Annotated in this window: 16 protein-coding genes; 6 read left to right on the plus strand and 10 right to left on the minus strand. The window is 59.9% G+C overall.

Going from position 1 to position 15,525, the window contains the following annotated elements:
• The first annotated feature begins 33 nt into the window (after positions 1-33).
• The gene (trxC, locus tag AAGF34_RS23995; protein WP_342618223.1) at positions 34-474 is read left to right on the plus strand and encodes a thioredoxin TrxC; all 441 of its coding nucleotides are present in this window, start codon (positions 34-36) and stop codon (positions 472-474) included.
• 125 nt (positions 475-599) lie between these two features.
• Positions 600-1,664 carry an alkene reductase gene (locus AAGF34_RS24000; RefSeq protein ID WP_342618224.1) on the plus strand — a complete coding sequence of 355 codons (1,065 nt, stop codon included), beginning with the start codon at positions 600-602 and terminating at the stop codon, positions 1,662-1,664.
• A gap of 1 nt (position 1,665) precedes the next feature.
• Here the strand turns inward: AAGF34_RS24000 and AAGF34_RS24005 are convergent, their stop codons facing one another.
• Together AAGF34_RS24005 and AAGF34_RS24010 are read right to left on the minus strand one after the other, a co-directional pair.
• A complete protein-coding gene (locus tag AAGF34_RS24005; RefSeq protein ID WP_342618225.1) occupies positions 1,666-2,508 on the minus strand; it encodes a PHB depolymerase family esterase in 843 nt (280 codons plus the stop codon).
• A 10-nt stretch (positions 2,509-2,518) separates the two neighbouring features.
• Positions 2,519-3,124, minus strand: coding sequence for a 3'-5' exonuclease (locus AAGF34_RS24010; protein ID WP_342618226.1), 606 nt, complete (start codon positions 3,122-3,124; stop codon positions 2,519-2,521).
• 31 nt (positions 3,125-3,155) lie between these two features.
• Here AAGF34_RS24010 and AAGF34_RS24015 point away from each other — a divergent pair, with 31 nt between their 5' ends.
• Genes AAGF34_RS24015 through AAGF34_RS24030 form a run of 4 tightly spaced genes read left to right on the plus strand, consistent with a single transcriptional unit; the run spans position 3,156 to position 5,032 of the window.
• Positions 3,156-3,464 (plus strand): DUF6172 family protein, encoded by a 309-nt coding sequence (locus tag AAGF34_RS24015; protein WP_342618227.1) that lies wholly within the window; start codon positions 3,156-3,158, stop codon positions 3,462-3,464.
• Between the two features lie 29 nt (positions 3,465-3,493).
• Positions 3,494-4,120 (plus strand): DUF938 domain-containing protein, encoded by a 627-nt coding sequence (locus AAGF34_RS24020; RefSeq protein WP_342618228.1) that lies wholly within the window; start codon positions 3,494-3,496, stop codon positions 4,118-4,120.
• A 16-nt stretch (positions 4,121-4,136) separates the two neighbouring features.
• Positions 4,137-4,400, plus strand: coding sequence for an RcnB family protein (locus tag AAGF34_RS24025; protein WP_342618229.1), 264 nt, complete (start codon positions 4,137-4,139; stop codon positions 4,398-4,400).
• Between the two features lie 29 nt (positions 4,401-4,429).
• A complete protein-coding gene (locus AAGF34_RS24030) occupies positions 4,430-5,032 on the plus strand; it encodes a thioredoxin fold domain-containing protein (RefSeq protein WP_342618230.1) in 603 nt (200 codons plus the stop codon).
• On the opposite strand, the gene AAGF34_RS24035 is transcribed toward AAGF34_RS24030, so the two are convergent.
• From AAGF34_RS24035 to AAGF34_RS24070, 8 genes are all read right to left on the minus strand, one after another.
• A complete protein-coding gene (locus AAGF34_RS24035; protein WP_342618231.1) occupies positions 5,029-8,481 on the minus strand; it encodes a PAS domain-containing protein in 3,453 nt (1,150 codons plus the stop codon). The genes AAGF34_RS24030 and AAGF34_RS24035 overlap by 4 nt on opposite strands.
• A gap of 39 nt (positions 8,482-8,520) precedes the next feature.
• A complete protein-coding gene (locus AAGF34_RS24040) occupies positions 8,521-9,681 on the minus strand; it encodes an HD domain-containing phosphohydrolase (RefSeq protein WP_342618232.1) in 1,161 nt (386 codons plus the stop codon).
• Between the two features lie 42 nt (positions 9,682-9,723).
• On the minus strand, positions 9,724-11,466 hold the full coding sequence (locus tag AAGF34_RS24045) for a methyl-accepting chemotaxis protein (protein ID WP_342618233.1): 1,743 nt from the start codon (positions 11,464-11,466) through the stop codon (positions 9,724-9,726).
• A 22-nt stretch (positions 11,467-11,488) separates the two neighbouring features.
• Positions 11,489-12,016 (minus strand): chemotaxis protein CheW, encoded by a 528-nt coding sequence (locus AAGF34_RS24050; protein WP_342618234.1) that lies wholly within the window; start codon positions 12,014-12,016, stop codon positions 11,489-11,491.
• A gap of 191 nt (positions 12,017-12,207) precedes the next feature.
• A complete protein-coding gene (locus tag AAGF34_RS24055) occupies positions 12,208-12,840 on the minus strand; it encodes a response regulator transcription factor (protein ID WP_342618235.1) in 633 nt (210 codons plus the stop codon).
• Positions 12,837-14,219: a response regulator gene (locus AAGF34_RS24060; RefSeq protein WP_342618236.1), complete on the minus strand. Its 1,383-nt coding sequence runs from the start codon at positions 14,217-14,219 to the stop codon at positions 12,837-12,839. The genes AAGF34_RS24055 and AAGF34_RS24060 overlap by 4 nt, the downstream gene beginning before the upstream one ends.
• A 91-nt stretch (positions 14,220-14,310) precedes the next feature.
• Complete coding sequence (locus tag AAGF34_RS24065; protein WP_342618237.1) at positions 14,311-14,751, minus strand: universal stress protein; 441 nt, start codon at positions 14,749-14,751, stop codon at positions 14,311-14,313.
• Between the two features lie 74 nt (positions 14,752-14,825).
• A complete protein-coding gene (locus AAGF34_RS24070; RefSeq protein WP_342618238.1) occupies positions 14,826-15,476 on the minus strand; it encodes an SOS response-associated peptidase family protein in 651 nt (216 codons plus the stop codon).
• Positions 15,477-15,525 lie beyond the last annotated feature (49 nt).

Genomic DNA, 15,525 nt, shown 5'->3' on the forward strand with positions numbered 1-15,525 from the left:
TGCAATTTCCCGCCCCGCCACCACCTGGGTGCAATGACCGAGCCATTGCACATCGTCTGCCCCCATTGCCATACCACCAACCGCGTACGCGCCGAGCAGCTCGGCAGCGCGCCTGATTGCGGGCAATGCAAAAAGCCCCTGTTTACCGGCAAGCCGGTGGATCTGGATGTAGCGTCCTTTGACAAGCACCTGCAGCGCAACCAGATTCCTTTGCTCGTGGACTTCTGGGCGCCCTGGTGCGGGCCGTGCCGCCAGATGGCGCCGGCCTATGTGCAGGCTGCGGCCCAGCTGGAGCCGCGCATCCGCGTGGCCAAGGTCGATACCGAGGCGCACCAGATACTGGGCGCGCGTTACCAGATCCGCAGCATTCCCACGCTGGCCCTGTTTGTGGGCGGGCGCGAAGTGGTCCGCCAGGCCGGTGCCATGGGCACCAGCGACATCGTGCGCTGGGTGCAGCAGCATCTGCCGCGCTGATCGGTTACGGCAAGGCTGCGAAGCAAACGCCTAAACCAAATTTGAATAACCTTGCCGACGAGCAAATTCTCATCGGCTGGTACCTTCCACCCCATTCCCTTTCACCAACCCGAGTCTGAATCACCATGCTATTCAATCCCCTGCAAGTCGGAGCCCTCTCCATTCCCAACCGCATCCTGCTGGCTCCGCTCACACGCACCCGCGCAGACGCGGGCCACATGCCCAATGCCCTGATGGCCGAGTACTACAGCCAGCGTGCCACCGGCGGCCTGCTGATTACCGAGTGCACCATGGTGTCCCCGGGCACATCGGCCTTCATCAACGAACCCGGCATCTACAACGAAGCGCAAGTTGCTGCGTGGAAGCAAGTGACTGAAGCGGTGCACGCCAAGGGCGGACGCATCTTCATGCAGATCTGGCACCCGGGCCGCGCAGCCTATCCCGGTGCCGCCAATGGCGCCCCGATTGTGTCCAGCAGTGCCACCGCCATTGAAGGCGATATCCGCACACCCAACGGCATGGTGCCGCACGCCGTGCCCCACGCACTGACCGCAGAAGAAATTCCCGCCATCGTGGCAGCGTTTGCACAAGGTGCGCGCAATGCCATTGCAGCCGGCTTTGACGGTGTGGAAGTGCACGGCGCCAATGGCTACCTGATCGACCAGTTCCTGCGCGATACACCCAACCAGCGTACCGATGCCTACGGTGGCTCCCTGGAAAACCGCGCACGTTTCCTGTTTGAAGTGCTGACTGCCGTTACCGCCGCCATCGGCTCCGACCGCGTGGGCCTGCGCCTGTCGCCACTCAACAGCTACAACAGTATGAAGGACAGCGACCCGTTGGCCTTGATCGGTTTCCTGACGGACAAGCTCAATGCCTTCAAGCTGGCCTATCTGCATGTGATGCGGGCTGACTTCTTTGGTGTGCAAAAGGCCGATGTGATGAGCGTTGCACGCGAGAAGTACAAGGGCGTGCTGGTTGGCAATATGGGCTACAGCGCCGATGAAGCCGAAGCCGCCATCGCCGCGGGCAAGCTCGATGCCGTGGCGTTTGGCACGGCCTTCCTGGCCAACCCCGACCTGCCAGCGCGCATCAAGGCCAAGGCGGACCTGAACGCTCCTGACTCCAACACCTTCTACACCCCAGGCGCCAAGGGTTATACCGATTACCCGGCGCTCAAGGCAGCCTGAGTCAGCGCGCAAGCAAACCGAAAAAACGGGCGACCTTCTGACCGAGGGTCTGCCCTTCGGCCTTGCGGATCTGCGCATCGATGGCATCTACGGCGTGGTCTGCCCCTTCAATTATTTGCAGGGTGTAGACCGCGCCGCTGCTTTTCCAGACTTGGGCAGTGGAAGCCTGCGAGGCATAGGCCACACGTGAAATGCCCTTGCTGCCCTTGCCACCGTTGATGGGCACGTTCTGGTCTTCGCGTCCGTGCAGGGCCAGAAGCGTCTTGCCACGGGCCGCGGGACAGGTGCTGGCACCGTTTTCCAAAGTGCCCGAGATGGAGACGGCAGAAGCATATAGAGTGGTTTCGCACACCATGCGCTGGGTCATCATGGCGCCGTTGGAGTGACCCAGGCCATAGATGCGGTTGCGGTCCACTCCGTAGCGCTCTGCAATGGCCATCGCGGTGGACTGGATGTAGGCCACATCGTCCACATGGTTCTCCGCGGGTTGGCCGCAGCAGTCCCCCGCGTTCCAGCCCAGGCGCTCGGCGCTGAGCATGCGCGCCACCGGCGTGCCGCTCAGATAGGCGACCACAAAGCCGGCCTCGTCCGCCGCGGCATCGATATTGAGTGCGCTCTCGGAACGGCCATCGGCAATACGCTGTGCATTGCCCAAACCGCCGTGCAGCACCACCACGAGTGCTCGCTGTCCGGCAGCGGGTAGTTTTGCCGGGGTGTAAATGACGGCGCTGCGCCCGCCGTAGGTCTCGGTGGATTGCGCTGCATGGGCGCAAAGGGCGGCAAGCGACAGTGCGGTGCAGAGTGCGGCACGCCATGTCCTTGCGGGTTGCAATGCGGGTTTCATGGTCACTCCTTCAGGCAGTGTGGGTCAGCCCCAGTGCGTGGTACACGCGTATGGCGGCATAGGCGTCGTTGGCAGCATAAACCAGTTGGGATTCGGTCAGCCGGGCATTGGCCCAGTTGCTGGTGGCGGCCTTTTTGGACTTCATGAAGCGCTGGTTGAACAGCACGGCCACAGCGCCCTTGACGCCCATGTCCTTGCGGTAGCCACGCTCCTTGAATACGTGGTTGAGCTCCAGAATGCCCCGTGGCTCCACACCCAGCTTGTGGATGATGCGCTTGCGGTCATCGCCCAGACCAAAGCCTGCCTTGGCCACACCTGGCAATGCCAGCAGCTCGGCGCTGATGGCGCGGCACTGCGGCTCGTGCAACTGAAACACCCAGGCACGCTCGGCGGTTGCCAGCTGCAGGATGTGCGGGCCATCGGACACTTCGCCCACCTTGAAGGTGGGCTTGGACTCGGTATCAAAGCCCCAGGCATTGGTTTGGGTGAGCTGCGCAAAGGCGTGGCGCGCCTGCTCACCATTGGTGACCAGGGTGATGCGATCCAGCCCCAGGCGTTCAAAAGGTGGCAATAGCGCAATGGCTTCTTTGTCGGGGGTGGCGTGGCGCGTGTTCATGGCCCGTATCATCGCTGCTTAAGGAAATCCCATGAAAAAAACATTCCCCCTCGCCGTCGAGGGCAAAAACCCGGACCGTCTGCTCGAAGCCACCAAGCACGAAATCCGCAAATACATCAAACGCGAACGCCGCCGCGCCTTGCCCGAAGGCGCCGACTTCTGGGACTTTGACTGCAAGTTTGGCCCATCGGCCGACACCGCCACAGTGGCCCACATTGCCGAGCTCACACCCCTGATTGACGCACTGGTCAAAAGCCAGGGCACGCAGTTCTACGTGGAAATCCTGGCCAAGCCGGGGCACCGCAGGTTGCGCGACAAGTCTGAAGCGCTGGACGAGTAAGCCCCGGCATCGTCGCACCTCCGAGCCGCATGACCACTCCATCGCCCGCCTTCAGCCCGGCTGCCGAACGCAACAGGCGGCCCATTCTGGAAGTGTTGCAGCGGGTGCTGCCTGCGCAGGGACATGCGCTGGAAATTGCTTCTGGCACGGGCCAGCATGTGACCTGGTTTGCCCAGCATCTGCCGCAATGGACCTGGCAGCCTACCGATACCCATGCCGATGCGCTGCGCAGCATTGCGGCCTACGTGGCCCTGAGCCGCCTGGACAATGTGCGGCCGGCGCGGCTGCTTGATGTATTGAACCAGCCTTGGCTGGAAGATACCGGGACCGTGCCGCAGCAGTTTGATGCCATCTACTGCGCCAACATGCTGCACATCTCCCCATGGGCCACCTGTGCCGCGCTGATGCAAGGCAGTGCCCTGCATCTGGCACCGGGTGGTTTGCTGATCACCTATGGCCCGTATCTGGAAGACGATGTACCCACGTCGCAGGGCAACCGCGACTTTGATCTGAGCCTGCGTGCGCAAAACCCTGCCTGGGGACTACGCCGTCGGGAAGATGTGGAATCCCAGGCTGCCCAGGTCGGGCTCCATCTGTTGCAGCGCTTTGCCATGCCAGCCAACAACCTGCTGCTGGTGTGGCGCTGCCGCCACTAGCTGTCTGCAGCTACATTTGTTTGCCATTGGGTCACCACGCTTTGACACGCGTGAGGGACGCTTCAATGAACGGCGCGACGAGTACAACGCACGCGGACCGGCGTTCCACCGTGGCGGATACATCCCTTACGAAAACCGCAGCCGTGTGTATGAGGTCGATTACCGCGAGCACCATCTGCGCCGCCATCCTCCCGGCCAGCGCTGGGTGCAGGTGGGTGCGGACTATGTGCTGGTTGCCATTGCGACCGGCGTGATCGTTAATATCATCCTCAATCACTAGGGCCAAGCCTTGCCCCGTATACTTTTGGAATGACTCTGAACACACTCCCCCGCCGCGCCATGCTGCGCGCAGCCTCCCTGCCCTTTGTCGGTGCCCTGGCCCTGGGTTTGCAAGCCTGTTCACCGCAGGAAGAAAAACCAGTAGCCGGCAGCGTCAAGCCCGCCGATGCCTACGATCTGCTGGCCAAGGACGGCAAAGGCTTTGTAGCTGGCTTGGTGATGAGCAACAACACGGTGTATGTGATGTTCGATCCGCAGTGCCCGCATTGCGGCCACCTGTGGGAGCAGTCCCAGCCCTTGCTGAAGAAGGTGAAATTCGTCTGGATGCCGGTGTCGTTCATCAATGCCAAGAGCGCACCGCAGGGCGCGGCACTGCTGACTGCCGCCAACCCGGTGGAAGCCATGAATACGCATGAGGCATCCATACTGGCCGGCACCGGCGGCACCTCGGCCTCCTCCAGCATTCCCGACGACATCGCCGCAGCCATCAAGAAGAACACCGACATGTTCAACGCCATGGGCGTGGAGTCGGTGCCTTACATCGTCGCCAAGAATGCCACCACCGGCCAGGTGGTGACCAATGCGGGCGCCATGGAAACTGCGGCCCTGGCGCAGTTCCTGGGGCTGAACTAGCCTTCGCTGACGGTCCGGTCCTTCTGCAACAGGCGGTTCACCATCGCCATCAGTTCATGGACTTCAAAGGGTTTGCTGATGTGCGCATCAAAACCTGCTTCTTCCAGCTGCCCGGCGTATTCACCTTTGATGTGGGCGCTGATGGCAATGACTGGGATATGTCTTGATTCGGGATTGGAGCGCAACTGCCGCAGTACCTCCAAACCATCGATACCCGGCAATTGAATGTCCAGCAGAATCAGGTCCGGGAGGCGCAGGCGTGCCACCTCCAGACCTGCCTCTCCTGAAGTGGCCTCGATCAATTCCAGTGCCTCGTATTCAGCAAATATTCCCTTGACCAATCGGCGATTGGCCGGACTGTCCTCAATGCTGAGCACCACTGCCGGCGCAAATTGAAAACCAGAAGGCGTATCGGTTGTTGCAACTGACATACTGGTGGCTCCGGGCCACTGCATCGGCAAGGTCACGCTGAAACTGCTTCCTACACCCTCCTCACTGACGGCACGGATGGTGCCCCCCAGCACCTGCACAAGGCGTTGACAGACGACCAGGCCAATGCCGTGGCCTTCAACATCACTGGTCTCCGCCCCCAGGCGATTGAACGATTGAAACAGCTCAGCTTGGCGATGCCTGGCAATGCCAAGGCCCGTATCGCTGACCACGAAATGCACGCCAGCGGAGCTGGGCTGCACGGTCACCCGCACCTGTCCATGCGGCCGGTTGTACTTGATGGCATTGGTCAGCAGGTTGATCAGAACTTGTTTGAGCAAGCGCCGGTCGCTGGTGAACACCAAAGGTGCCACGTCAGACATCAGACGCGTGTCATTGTCAACTGTCATGGGGCGCACCAGCGCAAGACACTCCTCCACCAGTTCTGTCGCCTCAATGGTGGTGTGCTGCAACTCCGTGTGTCCGGCTTCGATCTTGCTCAGGCTCAGCAAGTCGTTGATCAGGCTCAGCAGATGCTTGCCAGCGCGCAGCACTTCGCTCACGTTTTCCTTGTGGTGCGGCGCCAGTTGCGCATCCATGGCAATCAGCTGTGCAAAGCCCAGCATGGCATTCATGGGCGTGCGCAACTCATGGCTCATGCTGGAGAGAAACTCGCTCTTGGCGCGGTTTGCAGTTTCTGCTTCCTGAGTGCGCTGGTTCAATTCCACGTTGAGTGTCTGCAGCTGCAGCTGCGTGAGCTTGACATCGGTGATGTCGTTCACCGCCACGAAAAAACCGCGCACTTCGCCATTCTGCATATCGGGAAGATAATGCGCCCAGGTGTAGCCCGTACTGCCATCTGCCTTGACCAGTGTGCGCTCAAAGTCCTGACGTTCTCCGCGCAGCGCGGCATCGATAAAAGGCTGGTTCTTGCGGAACAGCTCTTCGCCAAACAGTTCCTGCATGGAGATGCCTTGCATCTCTTCGGGTGTACGGCCGAACCACTCGAGATACCTAGCGTTGGCAAAGCCACACCGCAGGTCCCGGCTCCAGTAGCCCACCATGTCGGGAATCACATCAACCAAGCTCCGCAACAGTCGGCGGCTGGAGTCCAATTCATTCTGCACGCGCTTGATCTCGGTGACATCCCGGGTGATGACAAAGAACTGGCATAGCTGTCCCGCACCGTCACGAATGGGCGACACCTCTGCTTGCACCCAGGCATCAACCCCATTGGATAAATGCAGCAATCTGTCGGCAACAACACTGGTACCGGACCGGAAGGCATTCACGATGGGTACGGCATCTGCCGGATCAACCACACGTGCCTTCAAGACTTCGCAATAGTCCATGCCTGACGCATGCTCAGTGCTGATGCCGACTCTGTCACTGAAGGCCTGATTGACCCACTCGATCCGGCCCGCCGCATCGGTAATGACCGTTGGGTTGCGTGAATGCAAAGCCACCAATGCCAGCTTGTGTGCCTCACGACCCAGTTCGTCCAGCGACCGATGTGCCTTCAGCAGTGCATTGCGGCTGGTCGCATCCCGCTGGAGAAACCAGAATGCCATTGCCATCATCAGAGTGGTCAGACACCCTCCAATCAGCAGGACCAAGGCGGAGTCGGAGCGCAGGCTGTCTACAGCGATCTGGCTTGGTGTCAGTCGAATCTGCCAAAACCCGTTCCCATTGGGAATCTCAAACTCATGGGCGTATCGAGCATCGGCCTCGCTGGGACTCAAGTTATTGCGATAGACCACCTTGCCAGCGTCAAGCACTTCAAGGCAGTAGCTGAAGTCGTCCACTGGCTTGGACAGCTCCGAAAAGAAACCTTCCGTGCGAAAGACCAGGGCCAGCCAGCCGTCAAAGCGCCCTTGCACTGTCAAGGCACGAATCAGCAGAAAATTCTGTTCAGCCACCTCCAGCGAGACTTGTTCGGTGAAAACTGGCGAGCGTGCAGCATCAGGACGAGGAAAAGTGTCTGCACGCAGGTCAAAGTCTTTTACCAGGGCATTGTTTGCCCGCGGTACAAACCGCGCCAGCCGACCGGCCTTGTCAAAATAGGCCAATGCCTGAAAGTCGGAGTTGCTCTCCAGATGTGCTTTGGCGTCAAGCGACCACAATAATAACGGGGTGCCGCCGCTGGCTTCCCAGCGCAAGGCCATGCGCTCCAATGAGCCGGTGTGGTCATTGGTCACTTCCAGAAAAATCTTCTGTAACCAACTGGCCTGCGAATCGAGCTTGCGCACCAGCTGCTCGCTCTCGCGATAGGTCAATGCGGCCCACCCTATCAAGGTAAGCGAGAGCTGCAAGGCAAGCGCCCCCTGGGCCCAACTTCTGAGTGTGGGTTTGCGCCAGTGGACTGGGAATTTCCACCAGCCCACAAGGCTCAAGGCCCAGGTCATTGCCATGTACCCGGCCAGCATCCACCAAAAATCCGGCGCAATGAAGTTGGAAAGTCCCCGCCGCAACCCCAGCGCAAGATATGCCACAGACGCAAGCAATACCATCACCAGATAGGTGCACCAAGCCAGTCCGACGATCTGGCGCTTCGCGGGATACAAGACCGATTGCATTTGCGCCTGACTGACCAGCAACCCGGACGTCCAAAGCCAGAAGACTGACATGGCGATGGCATTCACTGGCATACGCAGGGGTGGCAGACCACCCGCATGCTCCAAGAGCCATAGGTTCATTGCTGAATCTGGAAACAGGCCCAGTTGGGCCAGTCGGGCAACCGATAGTGTCCAGGCTACGGCCACAAGAGAAAAACCCGGCCGACGCCCCTTGCGCCACTGCAACAGCAACAAAGCCACACCGCACAGGAGAAACGCCACCGCACAGTCCACAGGCAAGTGAGGCAAGGCAATGCCGTGCGCGAACAGGGCGTCCCCTTGAGGTATCAAGTACAAAAGACTGGAGAGTGCCACACCAACAAGCGCAACGCACAACGTTGCCGCCCCCATCGCTGCAGAAGGCCTAACAGGCTCGGCGCGCGAGGTATGACTGCTCAAAGACATGGTTGAAACGTGCGGCAAGTATCCACACCGTCAGGTATATCACCTAAACCGATTGGTGCCCAGCAGTGTCTCCGATTGGATGCGCTGCAGGCGACTTACTCCATCTGGCTCCGCATTGGCCACCAAAATGGTCTCCACTTCTGTCTGTATTTCGTGCAAGCAGACCACCAGCGCCGGGTCCAGGTGTGCGCCGGCCATGCGATCCATTTCCGCCAACGCGCGAGACACGGGCCATGCGGCTTTGTACGGACGCTTGGAAGTCAGTGCGTCAAAGACGTCGGCTACCGCAACAATGCGCGCAGCCAGGGGAATGTCAGTCTCTGCAAGCCCATGTGGATAGCCACTTCCGTCCCACTTCTCATGGTGGCAAAGTGCAATGTCATGCGCCATGCGCAGCAGACTGGAATCGTGGCCACTCAATATCTCTGCCCCGATGATGGGATGCATGCACATGGTCTCCCACTCTGCCGCATCGAGCGGACCCGGTTTGAGCAGAATACCGTCGGGGACGCCGATCTTGCCAATGTCGTGCATGGGACTGGCATTCAGAATGTCTTCACAAATAGCCGGCGGTAGACCGCACTGATGCGCCAGTGCCGCAGAGATTTTGCTCATGCGCACCAGATGCAGACCGGTTTCGTTATCCCGAAATTCAGCGGTTCGCACCAGCCGACGCACCTCCTCCAAACGCGCATCGGTCAATTCCTGCGTACGCGCCTGCACGGACGCCTCCAGCGTCGCGTTTTGGACGATCAATCGGTTGTAGAGGTAGCGCACTTCCAGCTGGTTGTAGATACGGCTGAGCACTTCGTGCGCATCAAACGGCTTGCCCACAAAGTCACGGGCCCCGGCCCGCAGCGCTTCCAGACGCACGGCAGGGTCATCTTCCGCAGTCATCACCAATACCGGGACATAGCCTCCGGATTCGAGCTTCTTCAGCTCGGCCAATACTTGCATCCCACTCAGACCCGGCATGCGCAGGTCCAGCACCACCAAGTCTTGCGGCGTTTCACGATAGATGGCCAAGCCTTCCCTTGGATCACTGGTACCCCGCACCTGGGTAAATCCCGCCTGCTCAAGCACCTTGGTCATCAGGCGCACGTTGATTGGCTCGTCATCCACAATCAGAATGCGCGAGTCACTCAGGTCTATATCCGGCACCCCCTGGATGCGGTGAATTGAACCGAACGAAATAGTCATGATTTCCCCTTGTGCGTGCGTTGGGTAACTACCCATCGGGAACTAAAAACTGGACCAATCGCTATCCGCGTCAACAGTAGCAACCACCTTCTTAGCCCCGCCCGCGATTTGCGGTGCGCGATTGCCTGCGGGTTTTTTTAATGGTTTGGCAGCTGCTGCGGGAGTGCGCTCCACCCGCCGCACATTGGCACGCTGCAAAGCCGGGGGACTATTCATTTCTGCCTGTGCTCCCAGCTGAAACACGCTTACTGCCTGCACCAGATCCTGCGCCTGGCCCTTCAGGCTTGAGGCCGCAGCAGCCATCTCCTCCACCAACGCGGCGTTCTGCTGCGTGGCCTGATCCAACTGGGTGACTGCTTCGCCCACCTGCGCCACGCCCTGGCTCTGCTCGGTGCTGGCCGCGCTGATCTCACCCATGATGTCGGTCACCCGGCGGATCGAACTCACCACCTCTGTCATGGTCTCTCCAGCCTGGTCTACCAGCAACGTGCCCTGCTCCACCCGCTCTACGCTGGCGTTGATCAGGCTCTTGATTTCCTTGGCCGCGTCCGCACTGCGGCCCGCCAGGCTACGTACTTCGCTGGCCACCACTGCAAAACCCCTACCTTGTTCACCGGCACGCGCTGCCTCCACCGCCGCATTCAAGGCCAGGATGTTAGTCTGGAAGGCAATGCCGTCGATCACGCTGATGATGTCGCTGATCTTTCTGGAGCTGTCGTTGATGCCTTTCATGGTGTCCACCACCTGGGCAACTACCTCACCGCCCTTGACGGCCACGCTGGACGCGTTCTGCGCCAGCTGGTTGGCTTGGGCGGCGTTGTCGGCGTTTTGCTTGACGGTGGAGCTGAGTTCTTCCATGGACGCCGCGGTTTCCTGCAAGGCGCTGGCCTGTTGCTCGGTGCGGGCTGAGAGGTCGTTGTTGCCCGAGGCAATTTCGGCACTGGCCGTGGACACGCCTTCGGAGCCGCTACGCACAGTGGAGACCACGTGCGTCAGCGATGCCTGCATTCGGGCAACCGCTGCCATCACGCTGACGGTGTCGCCACTACCCACCTGCAAAGGGCTGGTCAGGTTGCCATCGGCCACCTTGCCCACCACGTCGCACAACTCTGCAGGTTCGCCGCCCAGGGCTCGGGTCAGGCTGCGGGTGATCAAAAATCCCGCCACGATGGCGGCGATCAGGGCAACGCAACTGACGAGAATCAGATAAGTGCGCTGGGTAGCGTAATCGGCGGCGGCAGTTTCCAGCTGCATCGCGGATCGCTTGATGTTCAACTCTGAATACGCCTCAGACACTTGTACCAGTTTGGCAAGCAGTGGCCGGCATTCGGTATTCATCTTCGCTATGGCTTCTTCCTTTTTGCCTTGCAGTGCCAGATCCACGATCGACAGTGCCACTGGTGCGTAGGCTTGCTCGATCTTGTCAAACTCCTCTACTGCGCGACGACCTTCTTCCGATATGCTTGGCGCTTGCGCCAACTTCTTCAGTTTCTCCATATTGGAAACTACGGCAGCATGGGCCTTGGTGACTACTTCCTTCTCTACGGCCATATCTTCCGGTTTGGTAACCAGCACCAGATTGCGTGCAGCAACGGCCCGCAGGTCAATGGCCTCACGCACCTGATGAGCGGTGTTTCCGCGCGCGCTGATGCCATTGACGTAATTCTCGAAGCGAGCGTTGGCATCTCCCAGCATGGAGAGAGAAAAACCCGCAATCAGCAGGACCAATAGGGCCAGGCCGCCAAATGCAAGCGAAAGTTTGGTTCTTACCGTCAGATTGTTCATGTAGATATCCCTGTGAAGTTGGTTATTGAATGGAAGTGGAAATCAGCCCCATCTCGGGACTTCTCATGAGCTTTTGGATGTCCAGCAGAATCAGCATGCGGTCCTCCAATGAGCCAATGGCCAGCAGGTGTTCGCTGCCAACGCTAGAAGAGAACTCGGGCACCGGGCGCATTTGCCCTGGGGTAAGCGCAATCACGTCAGATACACCGTCCACCACCATGCCCACGACGCGGTCGCCCATGCTCAGAACAATGCACACCGTGAGGCTGCCGTATTCCGCCTGGCTCAGGTTGAATTTCACCCGCATGTCGAGCACCGGTACGATCACGCCGCGCAGGTTCAGAACGCCCAGCACAAACGCCGGCATATTGGCCATGCGGGTGGGCTTCTCGAACGAACGGATTTCCTGCACGCTCAGGATGTCGATGCCATATTCTTCGGCGCCCAGTTTGAATGCCAGGAACTCACGGATGTCAGGTGCCGCACCTGCCAGATATGAGGCGGTGCCACTCTCACTTGTGACTTGCGCCGAGGAAGACGTGCTTTGCATGGTTGGTGCCTTTGGGTTTGATGAAACGGGTCACACGGACCCGGATCAGAAAAGCACCAAGCACACATGTGTATGCCGTGAGGATGCGCCTTATAGGTTCAATTGAACCTCGGCGGATTCCGATTCAGATGTCAGGAAATGACTACCCCCGGAGCGTCTGGGGCGGTGCAGGTCGAGGCCTGCACCTGGAATCAGGCCAACAGTTCGTGCTGCATGGCGTAGCGCACCACATCGGCCACGCTGAAGAAGTTCATCTTCTCCATCAGGCGCATCTTGTGGGTGCTGACCGTCTTGTTGCTGATGGCCAATTCTTCGGCGATTTCATTGACACCAAAGCCCTTGGCAAGCAAGCGCAGTACTTCCAGCTCGCGTGGCGAAAGCAGGTGGTGCGGCAAGGAAGGGGCACCCAAAGCGGCCTCCAGAGCCATCTTCTCCGCCAATACCGGTGTGACGTAGCGCTGCATGCGTGCCACCTGTCGCACGGCCGTGAAAAGCGTTTGGGGCTCACAGTCCTTGGTGGCAAAACCTGTGGCTCCGCCCTTGAGCGCGCTGGAAACCACCTGCGGCTGGTCGTGCATGGACAACACCAGGATGGGCAAATCGGGATAGTGCGAGCGGACCCGGCTGATCAGATCCGTGCCGCTGATGCCGGGCATGTTGAGGTCCAGCAGCAATACGTCGTATGTGCCCTGGCGCAAGCTGTCGAGAACTTCTGCACCGTTGATGGCCTCGCCCGCCACACGAATGTCCATCGTCAAGGCGAATATCTGCTTGATGCCACTGCGAACAATGGCATGGTCGTCAGCAATCAGCAGATTGATCATTGGGTTTCCCCTGGATTTGGATTGCGCATGGGGATGGTTACGGAAATGCAGGTGCCCTTACCGGGTGCAGAGACGAGCTCCATTCTTCCTCCCAATGCCAAAGCCCGTTCCCGCATACCCAATAAACCAAAGGAGCGGTGGCCGACCGTGGCGTCAGGATCGAAACCCTGACCATCGTCGCGCACCACCAGGCGCAACACGTCCTCGCTGCTGTCCAGCTCTACGTCCACCGTACGTGCCGACGCATAGCGGCTCGCATTCGTGAGCGCCTCCTGCACAATACGGAAGATCACCACGGAGCGCTCGTCATCCAGCGGTATGGGTTCACCCCCCTGGTACAGCCGGCACTCCACGCCGGCACGGCGCATGAAGTCGCGGCACAGCCACTCGATGGCGGGTACCAGGCCCATGTCCAGAACGGGGGGGCGCAGGTTGCCGGCGACGTTGCGCACGCCCTGTATGGCCTGATCCACCAGGCCTTTCATGTCCTTCACCTTGGTGCCTACAAAGGTATCGGCGGCACCCGCATGCAACTCCACCAGCGAAAGGTCCATGCGCAGAGCGGTCAGCACTTGCCCCATCTCGTCGTGCACTTCGCGCGCAACACGTCTTCGCTCATCCTCCCGAGCGACTTCGTTCTTGGCTGCAAATGCCCGCAGCCGCTGATGTGAAGCATTGAGTTCACGCTCTGCCGCAAGCCAGGCTGTCATGTCACGCACCACTGCCATGGACAGCATGCCACTGACGGTCTGTATCGGGCTACGGTTGACTTCAACCGGAAACGGTTCACCGCCCTTGCGTACGCCTGTGGGGGATGCACGATCGGGCAGCAAGTCGACTACAGGCGTACCGATGAGTTCCTGACGTGAATAGCCGAACATGCGCTCCGCGCGGACGTTCACACGCAAGATGGTTCCTTGGTCGTCGGTGAAGATGAAAGCATCAGGCGCCAACTCCACCACGTCCTGAAACATGGTCTCCAGCCGCCTCTCGCGATCCTGCAATCTCAGATGGGCTTTGACACGCGCCAGCGCCGTTGCCAGCATGATGGGCTTGGTGATGTAGTCCGCGGCACCTACTTCAAAACAGCGGGCCTCGGCGTCTTCATTGTCGCTGGCAGTCATGAAAATGACCGGAATGTGCCGTGTGGTTTCCTGTGCCTTCAAACGGCTGCACACCTCGTACCCGTCCATACCGGGCATGCGCACATCCAGCAATACCAGATCAGGTGGGGTGTGTTGTGCGATTTCCAGAGCCGTGGGGCCGTCTTGCGCTGTCACTACGGCGTATCCTGCAGACGCCAAGGCGCTACGCATCAGCCGCGTATTTTGCGGAACGTCGTCCACCACCATCACGACCGAATTGAAGGAAGCTTGCATATTGATGCTGCATGGTACCCGCATCAATAGGCCGCGTGCCCTTTTTGGCTGGGCACGCGAACTCGCAGGGCTGTGACCAGCCCCGATCCGATCAGCGCGTCACCAGCACCGGCACAGGAGACTCGGCCACCACCTTGGTTGCCACGCTACCCAGCATCAGGCGCGCAATACCCGTGCGGCCGTGCGAACCCATAACGATCAGGTCGCTGCCCAACTCCTTGGCGCTTTCCACGATGCCGCTGGCGGCGGCCACGTCTTCCACCAGACGGGCTTGCAGATTCACGGGTGGGGTTTCGGCCTTGCACAGCTCTTCTACCTGGGCATGTGCCTGGGCAGCCAATTGTTGTGCGGCGGCGGAATAGGCCTGGTAACCCATGGGATTGACTTCGCCCACGCCCAGATAGGGATAGGGGTCGGAAACGTACAGAGCTGTCAGCGCTGCACCGTGCAGACGGGCCATACCGACTGCGAGCTTGGCGGCGTGTGCAGATGCTGCAGAACCGTCGGTTGCCAACAAAATATTCTTGAACATAAATGCCTCGCTAAGTGAAGTTGTGAGCCTTCATCTTGCGCCTATTTCCATAGCCCTTTTTTGACTTGGGTCAACTACCACAAACAATCTTGCCGGGGCGGCTCTCTGAGCTTGTCTGCCGGACCGGCTGCCATGCGCGCAGCGTCAAATGGGCGCAGAAAACCATGGGCTTCGGCAGGGTCGGCTTGCAGCCAAGCCCCGTAATCCTGCGGTGCAATGATGGCCGGCATGCGCTTTTCATCGCCGGGACGGTGCATGCGCCCCATGATGGCGTGACCATCTGCATTGACGGTCAAAAGCGTGAAGCTGTGCGTGATGACACCGTCTTGCGGATGCACCCATTGTTCCCACAGACCGGCGACGGCAAACGGGTTGCCATCGGCCATGGCCATCTTCCAACGCACGGCGCGGCCACCGTTGCGCTCGGCCTCTTCCCAGCACGGGTCGAAATAGGCGCGCATGGGTGCCAGGGCCCACTGCCGCTGATGCCAGGGTCCGCGGTAGCTGGGCTTTTCAGCGGCGGTCTCACTGCGGGCGTTGTAAGTCTTGCGACCTATGGTCTGCGCTTGGACTGTGTCCTTGCACCAGCGCGGCACCAGTCCGAAGCGCGCAACCCGACACTCCCAGACTCCCTGGGCATTGCGCAACAGAATGGGGGCGTCGTAGCCAGGGTAGGTTTCTTCAGGCCAGTCCTGCTCCGGCATCTGCACCAACCCCGGATGCATGGCCGCTATTTCCTGGCACACGGAAGGGACGAAGTTGGTGCACATGACA

This window comes from Rhodoferax sp. GW822-FHT02A01 (assembly GCF_038784515.1).
Taxonomy (GTDB): domain Bacteria; phylum Pseudomonadota; class Gammaproteobacteria; order Burkholderiales; family Burkholderiaceae_C; genus Allorhodoferax.

What these genes read in the sequence shown, in the direction of transcription:
- trxC (WP_342618223.1), top strand. Translation starts at nt 34, where the DNA reads ATGACCGAGCCATTGCACATCGTCTGCCCCCATTGCCATACCACCAAC.
- AAGF34_RS24000 (WP_342618224.1), top strand. Translation starts at nt 600, where the DNA reads ATGCTATTCAATCCCCTGCAAGTCGGAGCCCTCTCCATTCCCAACCGC.
- AAGF34_RS24005 (WP_342618225.1), bottom strand. Translation starts at nt 2,508, where the DNA reads ATGAAACCCGCATTGCAACCCGCAAGGACATGGCGTGCCGCACTCTGC.
- AAGF34_RS24010 (WP_342618226.1), bottom strand. Translation starts at nt 3,124, where the DNA reads ATGAACACGCGCCACGCCACCCCCGACAAAGAAGCCATTGCGCTATTG.
- AAGF34_RS24015 (WP_342618227.1), top strand. Translation starts at nt 3,156, where the DNA reads ATGAAAAAAACATTCCCCCTCGCCGTCGAGGGCAAAAACCCGGACCGT.
- AAGF34_RS24020 (WP_342618228.1), top strand. Translation starts at nt 3,494, where the DNA reads ATGACCACTCCATCGCCCGCCTTCAGCCCGGCTGCCGAACGCAACAGG.
- AAGF34_RS24030 (WP_342618230.1), top strand. Translation starts at nt 4,430, where the DNA reads ATGACTCTGAACACACTCCCCCGCCGCGCCATGCTGCGCGCAGCCTCC.
- AAGF34_RS24035 (WP_342618231.1), bottom strand. Translation starts at nt 8,481, where the DNA reads ATGTCTTTGAGCAGTCATACCTCGCGCGCCGAGCCTGTTAGGCCTTCT.
- AAGF34_RS24040 (WP_342618232.1), bottom strand. Translation starts at nt 9,681, where the DNA reads ATGACTATTTCGTTCGGTTCAATTCACCGCATCCAGGGGGTGCCGGAT.
- AAGF34_RS24045 (WP_342618233.1), bottom strand. Translation starts at nt 11,466, where the DNA reads ATGAACAATCTGACGGTAAGAACCAAACTTTCGCTTGCATTTGGCGGC.
- AAGF34_RS24050 (WP_342618234.1), bottom strand. Translation starts at nt 12,016, where the DNA reads ATGCAAAGCACGTCTTCCTCGGCGCAAGTCACAAGTGAGAGTGGCACC.
- AAGF34_RS24055 (WP_342618235.1), bottom strand. Translation starts at nt 12,840, where the DNA reads ATGATCAATCTGCTGATTGCTGACGACCATGCCATTGTTCGCAGTGGC.
- AAGF34_RS24060 (WP_342618236.1), bottom strand. Translation starts at nt 14,219, where the DNA reads ATGCAAGCTTCCTTCAATTCGGTCGTGATGGTGGTGGACGACGTTCCG.
- AAGF34_RS24065 (WP_342618237.1), bottom strand. Translation starts at nt 14,751, where the DNA reads ATGTTCAAGAATATTTTGTTGGCAACCGACGGTTCTGCAGCATCTGCA.
- AAGF34_RS24070 (WP_342618238.1), bottom strand. Translation starts at nt 15,476, where the DNA reads ATGCATCCGGGGTTGGTGCAGATGCCGGAGCAGGACTGGCCTGAAGAA.